The 15319-nt window shown below is 57.2% G+C and carries 13 protein-coding genes; 7 read left to right on the top strand and 6 right to left on the bottom strand.

What is annotated here, in order from left to right; genetic code table 11:
- Nucleotide 1 precedes the first annotated feature (1 nt).
- The 3 genes from K6R05_RS16415 (at nucleotide 2) to lplT (ending at nucleotide 4818) form a co-directional block, all read left to right on the top strand.
- Complete coding sequence (locus tag K6R05_RS16415; RefSeq protein ID WP_222924671.1) at nucleotides 2–1390, top strand: efflux transporter outer membrane subunit; 1389 nt, start codon at nucleotides 2–4, stop codon at nucleotides 1388–1390.
- 90 nt (nucleotides 1391–1480) lie between these two features.
- Entirely contained in the window at nucleotides 1481–3631 is a 2151-nt protein-coding gene (gene aas, locus K6R05_RS16410; RefSeq protein WP_222924669.1) for a bifunctional acyl-ACP--phospholipid O-acyltransferase/long-chain-fatty-acid--ACP ligase, read from the top strand.
- The gene (gene lplT / locus K6R05_RS16405; protein ID WP_161731884.1) at nucleotides 3628–4818 is read left to right on the top strand and encodes a lysophospholipid transporter LplT; all 1191 of its coding nucleotides are present in this window, start codon (nucleotides 3628–3630) and stop codon (nucleotides 4816–4818) included. The genes aas and lplT overlap by 4 nt, the downstream gene beginning before the upstream one ends.
- A 49-nt stretch (nucleotides 4819–4867) precedes the next feature.
- Here the strand turns inward: lplT and ridA are convergent, their stop codons facing one another.
- The 4 genes from ridA to argF form a co-directional block, all read right to left on the bottom strand.
- Entirely contained in the window at nucleotides 4868–5254 is a 387-nt protein-coding gene (gene ridA / locus K6R05_RS16400) for a 2-iminobutanoate/2-iminopropanoate deaminase (protein ID WP_161731940.1), read from the bottom strand.
- 72 nt (nucleotides 5255–5326) lie between these two features.
- On the bottom strand, nucleotides 5327–5791 hold the full coding sequence (gene pyrI / locus K6R05_RS16395) for an aspartate carbamoyltransferase regulatory subunit (RefSeq protein WP_161731886.1): 465 nt from the start codon (nucleotides 5789–5791) through the stop codon (nucleotides 5327–5329).
- A gap of 12 nt (nucleotides 5792–5803) precedes the next feature.
- Entirely contained in the window at nucleotides 5804–6739 is a 936-nt protein-coding gene (gene pyrB / locus K6R05_RS16390; RefSeq protein WP_222924667.1) for an aspartate carbamoyltransferase, read from the bottom strand.
- Nucleotides 6740–6974: 235 nt separating this feature from the next.
- The gene (gene argF / locus K6R05_RS16385; protein ID WP_161731890.1) at nucleotides 6975–7982 is read right to left on the bottom strand and encodes an ornithine carbamoyltransferase; all 1008 of its coding nucleotides are present in this window, start codon (nucleotides 7980–7982) and stop codon (nucleotides 6975–6977) included.
- A 160-nt stretch (nucleotides 7983–8142) separates the two neighbouring features.
- Between argF and rraB the strand changes: the two genes are divergently transcribed.
- From rraB to K6R05_RS16365, 4 genes are all read left to right on the top strand, one after another.
- A complete protein-coding gene (gene rraB, locus K6R05_RS16380; protein ID WP_013359940.1) occupies nucleotides 8143–8565 on the top strand; it encodes a ribonuclease E inhibitor RraB in 423 nt (140 codons plus the stop codon).
- Between the two features lie 56 nt (nucleotides 8566–8621).
- Nucleotides 8622–9383 carry a tRNA isopentenyl-2-thiomethyl-A-37 hydroxylase MiaE gene (miaE, locus tag K6R05_RS16375; RefSeq protein ID WP_161731892.1) on the top strand — a complete coding sequence of 254 codons (762 nt, stop codon included), beginning with the start codon at nucleotides 8622–8624 and terminating at the stop codon, nucleotides 9381–9383.
- Nucleotides 9384–9707: 324 nt separating this feature from the next.
- Nucleotides 9708–11075 carry an OprD family porin gene (locus tag K6R05_RS16370; RefSeq protein ID WP_262390876.1) on the top strand — a complete coding sequence of 456 codons (1368 nt, stop codon included), beginning with the start codon at nucleotides 9708–9710 and terminating at the stop codon, nucleotides 11073–11075.
- Between the two features lie 125 nt (nucleotides 11076–11200).
- Entirely contained in the window at nucleotides 11201–11878 is a 678-nt protein-coding gene (locus K6R05_RS16365) for a histidine phosphatase family protein (protein WP_237566662.1), read from the top strand.
- On the opposite strand, the gene K6R05_RS16360 is transcribed toward K6R05_RS16365, so the two are convergent.
- Together K6R05_RS16360 and K6R05_RS16355 are read right to left on the bottom strand one after the other, a co-directional pair.
- Nucleotides 11873–12382 carry a GNAT family N-acetyltransferase gene (locus K6R05_RS16360; protein ID WP_374206938.1) on the bottom strand — a complete coding sequence of 170 codons (510 nt, stop codon included), beginning with the start codon at nucleotides 12380–12382 and terminating at the stop codon, nucleotides 11873–11875. The two genes, K6R05_RS16365 and K6R05_RS16360, sit on opposite strands and share 6 nt — an antisense overlap.
- Before the next feature lie 79 nt (nucleotides 12383–12461).
- Nucleotides 12462–15317 carry a valine--tRNA ligase gene (locus K6R05_RS16355; RefSeq protein ID WP_222924665.1) on the bottom strand — a complete coding sequence of 952 codons (2856 nt, stop codon included), beginning with the start codon at nucleotides 15315–15317 and terminating at the stop codon, nucleotides 12462–12464.
- Nucleotides 15318–15319: the final 2 nt, after the last annotated feature.

Here is a 15319-nt window from a genome sequence, read left to right as displayed (position 1 = left end):
CATGAAACCGCTTATTCCCTTTGTTGTGATGCTGCTGCTGGGCGGCTGTAGCGTCGGTCCCGACTATCAGCGCCCCGCGATGGCGATGCCGGTCCACTATAAAGAGGCCAGAGGCTGGCAGCAGGCGACGCCGCTTGATGCGCAAAGCAAAGGCGAATGGTGGGCGGTTTATCACGACGCCACCCTGAGCGGCCTGCTGAACCAGGTGAGCATCTCGAACCAGAACGTGGCGAATTATGCCGCGCAGTACCGGCAGGCGCAGGCGCTGGCGGCGGAGTCTCGCGCGTCGCTGTTTCCTTCGCTGGGCTATGACAGCAGCGTGACGCGCAGCGGCAGCCATGCCACTGGCAGCAGCGTTCGCACCACCAGCAGCAGCCATCAGGCGGAGCTGAGTGCCAGCTGGGAGCTGGATCTGTGGGGCAAACTGCGGCGCACGCTGGAGGAGAACCGCGCCAGCGCCTCGGCCAGTGCGGCAGAACTGGCCAACATCACCCTGAGCGCCCAGTCTGAGCTGGCGCAGGATTATTTCCAGCTGCGCATCATGGATCAGAAAATCGCGTGCTATCAGCAGAGCGTTGACGCGTATCAGCGCTACCTGAACGTCATTAACAGCCAGTATCAGGCGGGCACTGCGTCGCGTGCCACGCTGGCTCAGGCGCAGCTGCAGCTGGAGAGTGCCAGCGCCTCGGCGCAGGATTACCAGTGGCAGCGCGCGCAGATGGAACATGCCATTGCGCTGCTGGTCGGCAAAGCCCCCGCCGACTTCAGTCTCGCCGCCGCGCCGCTGACCGCCACGCTGCCCGCCATTCCGGCGGCCCTGCCGGGCGAGCTATTGCAGCGCCGTCCCGACATTGCGTACGCCGAACGTAACATGGCTGCGGCCAATGCTGCGGTGGGCGTGGCGGTGGCCGGTTACTATCCCGACCTGACCCTCAGCGCCAGCGGGGGCGTCAGCGCTTCCGTGCTGCATTCGCTCTTCTCGCTGCCGAATCGCGTCTGGTCGCTGGGGCCGGAGCTGAGCGGCACGCTGCTTGACGCGGGCGCGACCTCTGCCAAAGTCGATCAGGCGCGGGCAGGCTGGGATGCCAGCGTCGCAACCTATCGTCAGACGGTGCTGTCCGCGATGCAGGAAGTGGAAGATAAGCTGGTGGAGCTGAACACGCTGCAGGGCGAAATCGCCGCACAGCAGCGCGCCACCGATGCAGCACAGACCTCGGCGCGGGTGACGCGTCTGCAGTATGAGGCGGGCATGATTAACTACCTGGATGTCGCGACCACGGAGAACAGCAGCCTGAGTGCGCAGCAGAGTTTGCTGACGCTGCAGAGCACGCAGTGGGTCAGCAGCGTGGCACTGATTGCCGCGCTCGGCGGTAGCTGGCAGGCCCCCTGAAGCCGCGTCAGATTGCCGATAATTCGGTTGTCGAACCGCGTCAAATCCTGCATCGTGAGGGGCTAATTTTCACGATGCTAAGGAACCGGCATGGCTTTCAAAATTTTACGTTTGATATTTCGCCTGTTATGGCGGGTCGAACTGCGTGGCGACGTCGCCGAACTGCATAAGCAGAAGGTATTAATCACGCCGAACCATATGTCGTTTCTCGACGGCATGTTGCTGGCGCTCTTTTTACCGATTAAACCGGTATTCGCCGTCTACTCGACCATCAGCGAAAGCTGGTTTATGCGTCTGATTAAACCCTTTATCGACTTTGTGCCGCTGGATCCGACCCGGCCTATGGCGCTGAAGCAGCTGGTAAGGCTGATTGATACGGGCCGTCCGGTGGTCATCTTCCCGGAAGGACGCATTACCGTCACCGGCTCGCTGATGAAAATCTACAGCGGGGCCGGCTTTGTCGCCGCGCGCTCAGGCGCGAATGTGGTGCCAATGCGCATTGAAGGCGCAGAATACACGCCGTTTGGTCGTCTGGCTGGCGTGTTTAAACGTCGCCTGTTCCCGCGCATCACCCTGACCGTACTGCCCGCGACCCGCATTCCGATGCCGGAGGCGAAACGGGCGCGCGACCGTCGCGTGCTGGCCGGTGAGCATCTGCATCACGTGATGATGGAAGCGCGCATGGCGGTACGTCCGCGTGAAACCCTGTTTGAGGCGTTTCTGGCGGCGCGTACCCGTTATGGCGCGTTTAAGCGCTGCATCGAAGATGTCAATTTCAAGCCTGACAGCTACACCGGACTGCTGAAAAAGTCGCTGGGCGTGGGCCGTATTCTTGAACGCTACAGCCAGCCGCGAGAAGTGGTGGGGCTGCTGCTGCCGAATACCACCGTGACAGCGGCAGCGATTTTCGGGGCCACCCTGCGCGGGCGCGTTCCGGCCATGCTCAACTACAGTGCGGGCGTTAATGGCATGCGGGCGGCACTGACCGCCGCACAGATCAAAACCGTCTTCACGTCGCGGCAGTTCCTGGAAAAAGGCAACCTGTGGCATCTGCCGCAGGGGCTGGACGATGTGCAGTGGATCTACCTGGAAGATCTGAAAGATACCGTCACCGGCAAAGACAAGCTATGGATCCTCGCGCATCTGCTGATGCCGCATCGCGCGCAGCTGCCTCAGCAGCCGGAAGACGCCGCCATGGTGCTGTTTACCTCCGGCTCTGAAGGCAACCCTAAGGGCGTGGTGCATTCGCATAAAAGCCTGCTGGCGAACGTCGAGCAGATCCGCACCATCGCCGACTTCACGCCGCGCGACCGCTTTATGTCTGCGCTGCCACTGTTTCATGCGTTTGGTCTCACCGTCGGGCTGTTCACGCCGCTGATGACCGGCGCCCAGGTGTTCCTCTATCCCAGCCCGCTGCACTATCGCATCGTGCCAGAGCTGGTCTATGACCGTAACTGCACCGTGCTGTTTGGCACCTCAACCTTCCTGGGTAACTACGCGCGCTTTGCCGCACCCTATGATTTTGCCCGCCTGCGCTATGTGGTAGCGGGTGCGGAAAAGCTGCAGGAGAACACGCGTCAGCTCTACATTGAGAAGTATGGCATTCGTATCCTTGAAGGCTACGGCGTCACCGAGTGCGCGCCGGTCGTGGCGATTAACGTGCCGATGGCGGCGAAGACGCACACCGTGGGACGCATTCTGCCGGGCATGGATTCACGACTGATGTCGGTGCCAGGCATTGAGCACGGCGGACGTCTGCAACTTCGCGGGCCGAACGTGATGAAAGGCTATCTGCGGGTCGAAAATCCTGGCGTGCTGGAAGCACCGGTCGCTGACGATGGCGAAGGCAACATGGAAGCGGGCTGGTACGACACCGGTGATATCGTCAGCTTCGATGAAGGCGGTTTTTGCCAGATTCAGGGTCGTGCCAAACGCTTTGCGAAGATTGCCGGTGAGATGGTATCACTGGAAATCGTCGAGCAGATCGCTCTGAAAGCGTCACCGGACAAACAGCACGCCGCCTCGCTGCGCCCGGATGGTCAGCGTGGTGAGGCACTGGTGCTGTTTACCACCGATGCGGAGCTGGCGCGCGACAGGCTGCAGAAAGCCGCCCGCGAGCTGGGTGCGCCAGAGCTGGCACTGCCGCGTGATATCCGTGTCATGAAGCAGTTGCCGCAGCTGGGCAGCGGTAAACCCGACTACGTTACCCTGAAAAAAATGGCGGAAGAGGAGCAGGCATGAGCCTTGATCGTAATGCGCCGCTGATGTCGCGTGGCATGATCGCCGTGATTATCGCCCAGTTCTTTTCGGCCTTCGGCGATAACGCGCTGCTGTTTGCCACGCTGGCTGTGCTGAAAAGTCAGTTCTATCCCGAGTGGAGCCAGCCGGTATTACAAATGCTGTTTGTCGCAGCCTACATTCTGCTGGCGCCGTTTGTCGGTCAGGTGGCGGACAGCATGGCGAAAGGGCGGGTGATGATGCTCGCCAACAGCCTGAAGCTGCTGGGCGCGCTGGTGATCTGCTTCGGCTTCAATCCCTTTGTCGGCTACACCCTGGTGGGCGCGGGCGCAGCGGCCTACTCGCCGGCCAAATATGGCATCCTCGGTGAGATCACCCACGGCGAGAAGCTGGTGAAAGCCAACGGGCTGATGGAGGCCTCGACCATCGCCGCCATTCTGCTTGGCTCGGTGGCGGGCGGGATGCTGGCTGACTGGCATATTCTGGCGGCGCTGGGGATCTGTGCACTGACTTACGGCATCGCCGTAGTCGCGAACCTGTTTATCCCGAAACTGCAGGCGGCACGTCCGGGGCAGAGCTGGCAGTTCGGCGTGATGACGCGCAGTTTCTTCAGTGCCGCTGCGCTGCTGTGGCGTGACGCAGAGACGCGCTTCTCGCTGCTCGGCACCAGTCTGTTCTGGGGCGCTGGCGTGACGCTGCGTTTCCTGCTGGTGCTCTGGGTGCCGGTGGCGCTGGGCATCAATGACAACACCACGCCAACCACCCTGAATGCCATGGTGGCGATCGGCATTGTGATTGGCGCGGCGGCGGCGGCGAAGCTGGTCACGCTGGAGACCGTGCGTCGCTGTATGCCAGCCGGTGTGCTGATTGGCGTGATGGTGGTGGTCTTCGCGCTGCAGCATTCCCTGATGAATGCCTATCTGGTGCTGATGCTGATTGGTGCGCTGGGCGGTTTCTTCGTGGTGCCGCTGAATGCGCTGCTGCAGGCGCGCGGCAAAGAGAGCGTCGGGTCAGGCAATGCGATTGCGGTTCAGAACCTGGGCGAGAACAGCGCCATGCTGATCATGCTGGGGCTCTATACGCTGGCGATTAAGGCGGGAGCACCTGCGGTGGCGACGGGCGTCGGTTTTGGCGTGCTGTTTGCGCTGGCGATTACGGTGCTGTGGCTATGGCGACCGGCTAAGCGGTAACAAATTCGCCGCCTCTCTCCGGCTTACGCGGGAAGAGACGGCGTGAGGCTTAGCGACGGACGGCAATCGCTTCGATTTCGATCTTCACATCTTTTGGCAGACGCGCCACCTCGACACAGGAACGCGCCGGGAAGTGAGCCTCATGCTCGGTGAAAAACGCTTCATAGGTCGCGTTGACCGTGGCGAAATCATTCAGGTCCTTCACGAACACCGTGGTCTTCACGATGTCACCCACCTTCAGACCCGCGGCTTCAACAATCGCCTTCACATTTTCCAGTGACTGACGTGCCTGTGCGGCAATGTCATCTGCCACCTGGCCGGTCGCCGGATCCACCGGGATCTGGCCAGAGGTAATGATCATGCTGCCCAGATCGACACCCTGAACATAGGGACCGATAGCGGCAGGGGCTTTTTCAGTACTGATTTCACGAGACATCATGGCTCCTTTGATTATGTCGTCAGGCGGCGATGCCGCCGGTATTGCCCATTATAAGGTCGGGCAGGGCGATTACCAGTGACCCAGCACCACATGGCGGGCGAACTCTTTCTCGCAATATTTGCACTTCAGATACACATCGTCGGCGCGCTGCTTCACGGCAAAGCTGGAGAAGACCGGCTCGCTGCGGCTGATGCAGTTGCTGTTCGGGCAGGTCAGCACCCGTTCAACGTGATCCGGCAGCGTCGGGGCGATCTTCGCCACCACTTCATAGTCGTCGATGCGGTTAACCGTGGCGTGCGGCGCATAGACCGCCAGCTGATTCACCTGATCGTCGGTGAGAAAGGTGTTCTCAATCTTGATCAGATCTTTGCGGCCCATCTCGCCCGACGGCAGATTCAGACCGATGGTAATGCGCTGATCGGTTTCGGTCAGCCGGAACAGAGAAAGCAGCTTAAAGCCGATCTGCGCCGGAATATGGTCGATGACCGTGCCGCGTTTGATCGCTTCGACCTGCAGTTTGTTGTCCTGCGTCATGGGGGGGTCTCCTTACAGGGCGAGTTCGCTGTTTAAAACCAGTGCCAGCAGAGCCTGGCGCGCATAGATGCCGTTACCCGCCTGCTGGAAATACCAGGCATACGGAGTTTTATCGACATCGGTGGTGATTTCATCGATGCGCGGCAGCGGGTGCAGCACTTTCATGTTGTCGCGCGCTGTGCTGAGGTCGGCAGCGCGCAGAATGAACTGTGCTTTGACGTTGGCATATTCGGACGGGTCGAGCCGCTCTTTCTGCACCCGCGTCATGTAAAGGATATCAAGCTGCGGCATCACCTCTTCAAAGCTGTCATGCCGTGACCAGGCGATGTTCTTCTCATCCAGCATATCGGTGATATAGGCTGGCATCGCCAGCGCATCGGGCGCGATGAAGAAGAAGCGGTTGCCGTCAAACTTTGCCAGTGCCTGCGTCAGGGAGTGGACGGTACGGCCATATTTCAGGTCGCCGACCATCGCCACATTCAGCTGATTAAGACGGCTCTGCGTCTCCTGAATGGTGAAGAGATCGAGCAGCGTCTGGGTCGGATGCTGGTTCGCGCCGTCACCGGCGTTGAGAATCGGGATGCCGCCGGAGAATTCGGTCGCCAGTCGCGCCGCGCCCTCCTGCGGATGACGCATCACGATCGCATCAACGTAGGTACTGATTACTGAAATAGTGTCGGCCAGCGTTTCGCCTTTCTTGCCCAGCGACGTATTACTGCCGTCGGCAAAGCCCACCGCTGACGCGCCGAGGCGATGAATGGCGGTTTCAAACGACAGGCGGGTACGGGTCGACGCCTCAAAGAAGCAGCTGGCGATCACCTTGTGCTTCAGCAGTTCCGGCTGCGGATGGGCTTTAAGCTTTGCGGCGGTGTCCAGTGCCAGTTCCAGCTCTTCACGACTGAGGTCGTTGATTGAAATAATGTGCTTGCGATATAGCGGGTTAGCCATAGCTCTCTCCTCTGCGCGGCCGGATTGCGGACAAAAAAAAGCCCCTGCTTAAGGGGCTTTTTTAAGATCGGGTCGATGACCGAAAGAAACAGCAGCGCCGCCTGCGGTCAGGCGTGATTGAGCGTCAAATTGTCCGCTGTGCTGTCGCATATTTCCTCCGGCAAATTGGGCCGCATTATACCCGTTCGCGGTGGGTCAGCAAGAGGAAAACGTTTGCGCCTCTGGAGCGGATCGGTCAGCGCTGGCCCAGCGTGGCCACCATTACCGCTTTAATCGTGTGCATCCGGTTCTCAGCCTGGTCGAACACAATGCTGTGTGGTGATTCGAACACCTCGTTGCTCACTTCCATGCCGTTGGGCAGATCGTACTGTTCCGCCATCTGCTGGCCCAGCGTGGTCTGATCGTCGTGGAAGGCGGGCAGACAGTGCAGGAATTTAACCTGCGGGTTGCCGGTCAGATCGAGCATCGCCCGGTTAACCTGATAGTCACGCAGCAGCGCAATACGCTCGGCCCACACCGCTTTGGCTTCGCCCATCGACACCCAGACATCGGTGTAGATAAAGTCAGCGCCTTTCACACCGTCGGCAATATTGTCGGTGAGGATAATTTTCCCACCGGTCTGCTGTGCGGCTTCCCGGCACTGCGCCACCAGTTCGTCCTCTGGCCAGCAGCTCTTCGGTGCCACCAGACGCAGATCCAGACCGACCTGTGCGGCGGCTTCCAGCATGGTGTTACCCATGTTGTTGCGCGCATCGCCCACATAAACCAGTGTCATTTCGCTGAGTTTTTTGCCTGGCAGATGCTCCTGCATGGTCAGCAGGTCAGCCAGCAGCTGGGTTGGGTGAAACTCGGTGGTCAGACCGTTCCACACCGGCACACCGGCGTGTTCTGCCAGCGTCTCCACCAGCTCCTGACCGTAACCGCGATACTGAATGCCATCGTACATGCGGCCCAGCACCCGCGCGGTGTCGCGCATTGACTCTTTATGGCCGATCTGACTGCCACTCGGGCCAAGATAAGTCACGTTTGCACCCTGATCGTAAGCGGCAACTTCGAAAGAGCATCGGGTACGGGTCGAGTCTTTTTCGAAGATGAGCGCGATGTTTTTGCCTTTCAGATACTGCACTTCGCTGGCGCTTTTTTTCGCCTGTTTCAACTCAGCGGACAGGGAAAGCAGGTGATCAATTTCGGCGGGAGTAAAATCCAGAAGCCTGAGGAAATGGCGTTGATACAGTTGGCTCATACAACACTCCGGTAATCATCAAAATGAATTAAAATTCAATCTAACCGTATGAATATGCATTTTCAAGCCTGGAGCTAAGAAACTTTTCGTTTTGTGTAGTGGCGCGACAGGCAGTGTGGGAAAATAATTGATTATTGCCGAACTCAGAGAGGACATTGTCATGGCATATGAAGCATTACTGGAAGAGCAGCAGGAAGAGACGCGGCAGATTATCGAAGAGCTGCTGGAGGATGGCAGCGATCCTGATGCGCTCTATACCATCGAGCATCATCTCTCATGCAATAATTTTGATTCGCTGGAAAAAGCGGCCGTTGATGCGTTCAAGCTGGGTTATGAAGTGACCGAGCCGGAAGAGCTGGAGCTGGAAGATGGCACCACCGTGATGTGCGTCGACATCATCAGCGAATCTGCGCTGAAGCCTGAACTGATCGATGTGCAGGTTGAGCAGCTGGTGAACCTGATTGGTAAGTACAACGTCGACTACGACGGCTGGGGCACCTATTTTGAAGACCCTGATGCTGAAGATGAAGACGAAGATGACGACGCCATCGAAGATGAAGATGATGATGGTATTCGCCACTAAGTAGCCGGGGCGGAGAGTTCTCCGCCTGTCACTTCTGCCACCCCTTTTCTGACATCATGAATTACGCACCCTTACTCGAACCGATCTATCAGTTTCTGCACTGCCGCACGCCACAGGCCTGGATTGATGAGGCGCGCAAGCCGGAAAACCTGACCCTGCTGTTAACCGACCATCTGGTGTGTGAGCTGAAAGCCGCCCAGACTGCGGTGTGGCTGATCCGCAAATATGTGGCCGACAAACCCAGCGGCGACGCTATTCTGGCGTGGCTGAAACCCTATGAAGATTTTATCTTCCGGGAAGATGGCGACAGCGACTTTATCAACGCCCATAAGAACCTGACGAAACGCATCATTGTGCGCAATGCGCTGCCGTGGGCGGATGAGCTGGTGGAGAAGATGGTGCTACTGATTAAAGAGGAGCTGCATCACTTCTATCAGGTCTGGGAAATTATGCAGTCGCGCGGGCTGGTCTATCAGAAGATCACCTCCAGCCGCTATGCTAAATCGCTGTTGCGCGAAGTGACCACCCATGAGCCGGAGACGCTGGTGGATAAGCTGATTTGTGGTGCTTACATTGAGGCGCGATCCTGCGAGCGTTTCGCCAGTCTGGCGCCGTATCTTGATGATGAACTGGCGAAGTTCTATATTTCGCTGCTGCGCTCAGAGGCGCGGCATTATCAGGACTATTTAACGCTGGCGGCGCAGATTGCCGGTAAGGATATTGCGCCGCGGGTGCAGGCGATTGGCCGGGTCGAAGCAAAGCTGATTAGCGAGCCGGACACGGAGTTGCGTTTTCACAGCGGCGTACCTGCGTGGTAAACCCCTGAGGACGCCCTGGCCAGGGTGTCTCTTTTTCCGAATGCCTGACCGCGTTTATTTCTCTTCCGTGCAGCGTGGTCTCATATAATGTGCTGTGTAACGCTTTAATTTAAGTAACACTGACGTACAAAGATATTTTGTGCCACCTATCACATAACGGTTTTTTTACGCTGACTTTCTGAAGTTAAATAAATATAGCCCCGGAGTCAGTGCGGGATTGTTATTTTTTTAAGCAAAACCCGACTCGCTACCCTTTTTAACAGAGGGCAGCGAGTCGGGTTTTTTTATGGGTTAACGGAACCGGGTCACCCTTATTGTCATGGCGTGACGGATTTTTACTATCGCCAGGGGAAGGATTTAAAAATGAAAGAAAAATACTATTTTCATTTATTTTTTTCACTATTGCTGCTTTTTTTTGGGGGGAGTGTTAAGGCGTCTGACATTCACGCCCCCTCCGCGCAGAATAAATTATGGGGTGACGCGGCGCTCGATTTCAAACTGCGCAACCATTGGAAGTATCTCAAGGAGGACGAAGCACAGCCCACCGCGGTTCACAATGCCTGGGGCCAGGCCGCGACAGTCGATTTTCGTTCCGGTTATCAGTGGGACCTGCTTGGATTTGATACGACTTATACCCGCGCCGTACGCCTGGGGTCAAGCGACTACTTCTCCACGCGCGGTCTGCTCTATGACAGCGGTGGTAACATGGAGAAGCGGGATGCCCACGGCTTTAGCAAGTTCAGTCAGCGCTATCTTAAGCTAAAGCTCGGCAATCGCAGGCTACGGTTCGATGGAAAGGCAGGCTGGCAGGAACTGAAAAATATCGGCGTGCTGACGACCACGGATCGCCTGTCGCGCAACAGCTATGCTGGCTATAGCGGAGCACTGACGTGGCAGAATGCCCGGCTGGATCTTGCTTTCGTTAACAAAACCATACGGCATGATTCAGGAAAAACGCTGGCGTTGCAAACCCAGGCCAGACAAAAAATTGACGCCATTTACACCGCTGCGCTGCGCTACAAAGATGAACGTCACGCGGTTGCCTACGCATTCGGCGAGGCTGAGCGCTATCAGCGCCGCCATGTGATTGAGGCGGGCTACACCCTCTCGCCATACTGGTCACTAGGCGCGCAAATCTATGGCAGCCAGGCGCTGGAGAAATATAGAAGGATGCCCGCCAGCAAGAGAACCTTTGATAAACAGGCGTGGCACTATGTCGGGGAAACGACCTGGAAGCATGGCGCCTGGACGCAGAGACTGGCTGCTGGCTGGACATCGGCTCCAAAGGAGAGGGCGGTGGGATATTATGCCCGGCCCCTGACTAAAAATACCCGGGGACGTTTCACGTCACTAACTTCGGCGGGCAAAGACTATATGCGCGATAGAGAGCTGGCACTGGTTTCTCTGAGTCAGTATGAAATTACAAAGGGGATCAGTACCGGAATACAGCTTAATTATGGCCAGTTCCATTATCGTAATAATCTTGTGCGAACCGGCGAGGTTTCATTAATTAATCAATTCAGTAATCAACATCCCACCTTCAAAAATCTGACGCTATTCACGCTGACCGGTTATGGCTGGTCATATAAAAACAGTAAAGAGACCCCGCATCTGAATAATCAGGGGAAAACTCAGCGTTCCCGCAGTTTGTCCGCTGAAGTGGTTGTTCAATATAAATTCAATCTTTTTTGATCCGGAGAATAAAAATGAAGATAAAATTTAAAACGCTCATGTTAATAGCTGTCATCTCCGTCAGCACTGCCGGCTCCGCCTGGGCCGCAGATGTGATGCTCTATGTTACCCGGCATGGAAAGACCATGTTTAATACGGTACATCGCGCGCAGGGATGGGCCGATACGCCGCTGACGGCTTCCGGTGCAGCTGTTGCAGAGCAACTGGGAAGGGGATTGCAGCCGTTACCCTTCGTCGCGGCCTGGTCCAGCGATTCGGGACGGGCGAGAGAAACCGCGCAGCTGGTAATGAAGAACTGGAAACACCCGCCTGTGCTGAAAGAGCTGAAAGGGCTGCGCGAGGTGGGATTTGGCCTTTATGAAGGCGATCTGAATAAAAATCTGATTAACGCTGCCGCGCATCAGGCGGGCTATGCTTCTGATACCGCACTTCTGGAAGCGTTTAGCGCCGGTAAAATTCGTATGGATGGGATGATCGACGCGATTCATGAGGCGGAAGCCGCAGGCACGCCATCGCTGGCAGGTATTAAATCCTCCGGCCAGGCCGAAACCTATCAGCAGGTAGCTAAGCGCATGATGAAGAGTATCACCACAATCGCGAAGCAGGCGCAGCAGCAGGGCGGAGGCAATGTGCTGGTGGTCAGCCACGGTATGGCTATCACCACTCTGCTGCAGGCGCTGGGCGATACTTCATTACGGGAGCAGCTTAAGAATGCCAGCGTGACGCTGCTGCGCTACACCGATAACGGGCAGTTCAAAATCGAGTCCATCAACGATATGCGTTACGTGGAGCGCGGTTTATAAGGTCTTCAGCATCCGTACTTCGCAGTCGACATGGCCGGTGCAGCCCATTGCACTGTCGATGTGCTCAAAGCCCAGCGACTCATACAGTTTAATCGCCCGCGTCAGGCTGGCGGTGGTTTCCAGATAGCAGCGCCGGAAGCCGTGGTTGCGCGCATGCTCCATCGCCCGCAATGCCAGTTCGCGCGCCAGACCCCGACCGCGCACCTCTGGCAGAAAGTACATCTTTTGCAGTTCGCAGATATCGGGCGCGCTGCAGGCGAGCGGCGCAACACCGCCACCGCCGACCACCTTGCCCTGATACTCAACAATCCAGTAGGCGCTCTGTTCGGCACTGTAGAGCTCAAACAGCTGGTCGAGCTGCGGATCGGAAACGGTGTAGCCCTTGTCAGCCGTCAGGCCGAACTCGGCGGAAACATCACGGATCACCTGGGCGATATGCGGATTATCGGCGGCCGTAATTGGCCGCACCTGGAGGTCAAAATGCGGGATGGTACTGGTCGTCATCATCTCTTCCGGATTTGTACGAGGTCAATAAAAAAGCCGGGCAAGCCCGGCTTTATGAATAAGCTGTCAGCTACGACGCTTACAATGCCGCAATGACCGCCTGCTGTTCAATCAGTTTTGCTTTTGATTGTTGCAGGTCTGCCACGCGTTCGCGCTCTTTCGCGACGACCGCTTCCGGCGCGCGCGACACAAAGCCTTCGTTTGCCAGCTTGGTCTCAATCTTCTCGATCTCGACATCCAGCTTAACCAGCTCTTTCGCCAGACGCTCCAGCTCGGCGGTTTTATCCACCAGATCCGCCATCGGGATCAGCAGTTCTGCGCCTTCAACCAGTTTGGTCACCGACACCGGGCCTTTCTCGCCCGCAGGCAGAATGGTCAGGCTTTCCAGACGCGCCAGACGCGACAGGAAGTTGCGGTTAGCTTCAACGCGACGCAGCGCCGCAGGCGAGCAGTCACGCAGCAGCACATCCAGCGGCTTGCTCAGCGCGATGTTCATCTCGGCACGGATATTACGCACCGCGACGATCGCCTGCTTCATCCACTCAATATCCGCTTTCGCTTCGGCATCTTCTTTCGCCGCATCGTACTGCGGGAAAGGCTGCAGCATGATGGTGTCGTCGCTGATATTTTTCAGCCCCTTCACGCGCTGCCAGATGGTTTCAGTGATAAATGGGATAATCGGGTGTGCCAGACGCAGCAGCGCTTCCAGCACGTGAACCAGCGTATGACGGGTGCCACGCAGTTCAGCTTCACTGCCGCTGTTCATGACCGGCTTGGTCAGCTCCAGATACCAGTCGCAGAACTGGTTCCAGGTGAAGTCATACAGCAGGTTAGCCGCGATGTCGAAACGATAGCTATCCAGGGCTTCACGGTACGCTTTCACCGTGTTGTTGAACTCGGTCAGGATCCAGCGATCCGCCAGCGACAGCGTCATTTCGCCGCCATTCTGTCCGCAATCCTGCTCTTCGGTGTTCATCAGCACAAAGCGGCTGGCGTTCCACAGCTTGTTACAGAAGTTGCGATAGCCTTCCAGGCGCTTCATGTCCCAGTTAATGTCGCGTCCGGTTGAGGCCAGCGCCGCCAGGGTAAAGCGCAGTGCATCGGTGCCTGATGGCTCGATGCCGTCAGGGAACTGCTTCTCGGTACGTTTGCGAATCTTCTCAGCCAGCTGTGGCTGCATCATATTGCCGGTGCGTTTTTCCAGCAGCGCTTCCAGCGAAATGCCGTCGACCATATCCAGCGGATCAATCACGTTACCCTTGGATTTCGACATCTTCTGACCTTCTTCATCACGGATCAGACCGGTCATATAGACGGTTTTGAACGGCACCTGCGGTTTGCCGTTTTCATCTTTGATGAAGTGCATGGTCAGCATGATCATGCGGGCAATCCAGAAGAAGATGATGTCGAAGCCGCTGACCAGCACGCTGGTCGGATGGAAGGTACGCAGCGCTTCGGTGTTTTCCGGCCAGCCCAGAGTGGAGAAGGTCCACAGACCTGACGAGAACCAGGTGTCCAGCACGTCATCATCCTGACGCAGCGCCACATCGGCGGCCAGGTTATTCTCGGCGCGCACTTCGTCTTCGGTGCGGCCGACGTAGACGTTACCGTTGTCGTCATACCACGCCGGGATGCGGTGACCCCACCAGAGCTGACGGGAGATACACCAGTCCTGAATATCGCGCATCCAGGAGAAGTACATGTTTTCGTACTGCTTCGGTACAAACTGGATGTCGCCATTCTCAACGGCTTCAACCGCGACTTTCGCCAGCGGTGCGGTACGCACATACCACTGGTCAGTCAGCATCGGTTCGATAACCACGCCGCCACGGTCGCCGTAAGGCACGGTCAGATCGTGAGGTTTGATCTCTTCAAGCAGGCCGAGTTCATCGACAGCGGCAACAATCGCTTTACGCGCCGCGAAGCGTTCCATGTTCTGGAAAGCCGCCGGGATCTCATCGGAACAGGCATCGCTGGCTTCGCCATTGGTGTCATACACCTGAGCACGGTCGCGGATATCGCCGTCGAAGGTCAGGATGTTGATCATCGGCAGCTTATGACGACGGCCAACTTCATAGTCGTTGAAGTCATGCGCCGGGGTGATCTTGACGCAGCCGGTGCCTTTTTCCATGTCGGCATGTTCGTCGCCAACGATAGGGATCAGGCGGCCAACCAGCGGCAGCATCACAAATTTGCCGATCAGATCTTTGTAACGTGGATCTTCCGGGTTAACGGCGACGCCGGTATCACCCAGCAGGGTTTCCGGACGGGTGGTGGCGACCACCAGATAATCTTTGCCGCCGGCGGTTTTTGCGCCGTCAGCCAGTGGATAGCGGATATGCCACATGGAGCCTTTGCTCTCGCGGTTTTCCACTTCCAGATCGGAGATCGCAGTGCGCAGCTTAGGATCCCAGTTCACCAGGCGTTTGCCACGGTAGATCAGGTTCTCTTTGTAGAGGCGAACAAACACCTCTTTCACGGCGTTGGAAAGGCCATCGTCCATAGTGAAGCGCTCGCGCTCCCAGTCGACAGAGTTACCCAGGCGGCGCATCTGACGGGTAATAGTGCCGCCGGATTCTGCTTTCCACTGCCAGATTTTCTCGATAAACGCATCGCGGCCATAGTCCTGGCGCGTTTTACCCTCTTCAGCCGCAATTTTGCGCTCAACCACCATCTGCGTGGCGATGCCCGCGTGGTCAGTACCGGCCTGCCACAGGGTATTTTTCCCCTGCATGCGCTGGTAACGGATCATGGTGTCCATGATGGTTTGCTGGAAGGCGTGACCCATGTGCAAGCTACCGGTGACGTTCGGCGGCGGGATCATGATGCAAAAGCTTTCCTGGCTGGTATCGCCATTCGGTTTGAAGTAGCCCTGCTTTTCCCAATGCTCGTAAAGCGGCTGCTCGATATCTTGCGGGTTATATGTCTTTTCCATTT

The sequence above is a fragment of the Pantoea alfalfae genome, assembly GCF_019880205.1.
Lineage (GTDB): Bacteria > Pseudomonadota > Gammaproteobacteria > Enterobacterales > Enterobacteriaceae > Pantoea > Pantoea alfalfae.
Note: the sequence above shows the minus strand (reverse complement) of the source record. Positions and strands in the feature narration are given on the sequence as shown.

Bases quoted from the DNA above. Each gene is read 5' to 3' on its own strand.
- pyrI (WP_161731886.1), bottom strand. From the start codon at position 5,791: ATGACGCAGGACAACAAACTGCAGGTCGAAGCGATCAAACGCGGCACG.
- rraB (WP_013359940.1), top strand. From the start codon at position 8,143: ATGGCATATGAAGCATTACTGGAAGAGCAGCAGGAAGAGACGCGGCAG.
- miaE (WP_161731892.1), top strand. From the start codon at position 8,622: ATGAATTACGCACCCTTACTCGAACCGATCTATCAGTTTCTGCACTGC.
- K6R05_RS16365 (WP_237566662.1), top strand. From the start codon at position 11,201: ATGTTTAATACGGTACATCGCGCGCAGGGATGGGCCGATACGCCGCTG.
- K6R05_RS16360 (WP_374206938.1), bottom strand. From the start codon at position 12,382: ATGACGACCAGTACCATCCCGCATTTTGACCTCCAGGTGCGGCCAATT.
- ridA (WP_161731940.1), bottom strand. From the start codon at position 5,254: ATGTCTCGTGAAATCAGTACTGAAAAAGCCCCTGCCGCTATCGGTCCC.
- pyrB (WP_222924667.1), bottom strand. From the start codon at position 6,739: ATGGCTAACCCGCTATATCGCAAGCACATTATTTCAATCAACGACCTC.
- K6R05_RS16415 (WP_222924671.1), top strand. From the start codon at position 2: ATGAAACCGCTTATTCCCTTTGTTGTGATGCTGCTGCTGGGCGGCTGT.
- argF (WP_161731890.1), bottom strand. From the start codon at position 7,982: ATGAGCCAACTGTATCAACGCCATTTCCTCAGGCTTCTGGATTTTACT.
- K6R05_RS16355 (WP_222924665.1), bottom strand. From the start codon at position 15,317: ATGGAAAAGACATATAACCCGCAAGATATCGAGCAGCCGCTTTACGAG.
- lplT (WP_161731884.1), top strand. From the start codon at position 3,628: ATGAGCCTTGATCGTAATGCGCCGCTGATGTCGCGTGGCATGATCGCC.
- aas (WP_222924669.1), top strand. From the start codon at position 1,481: ATGGCTTTCAAAATTTTACGTTTGATATTTCGCCTGTTATGGCGGGTC.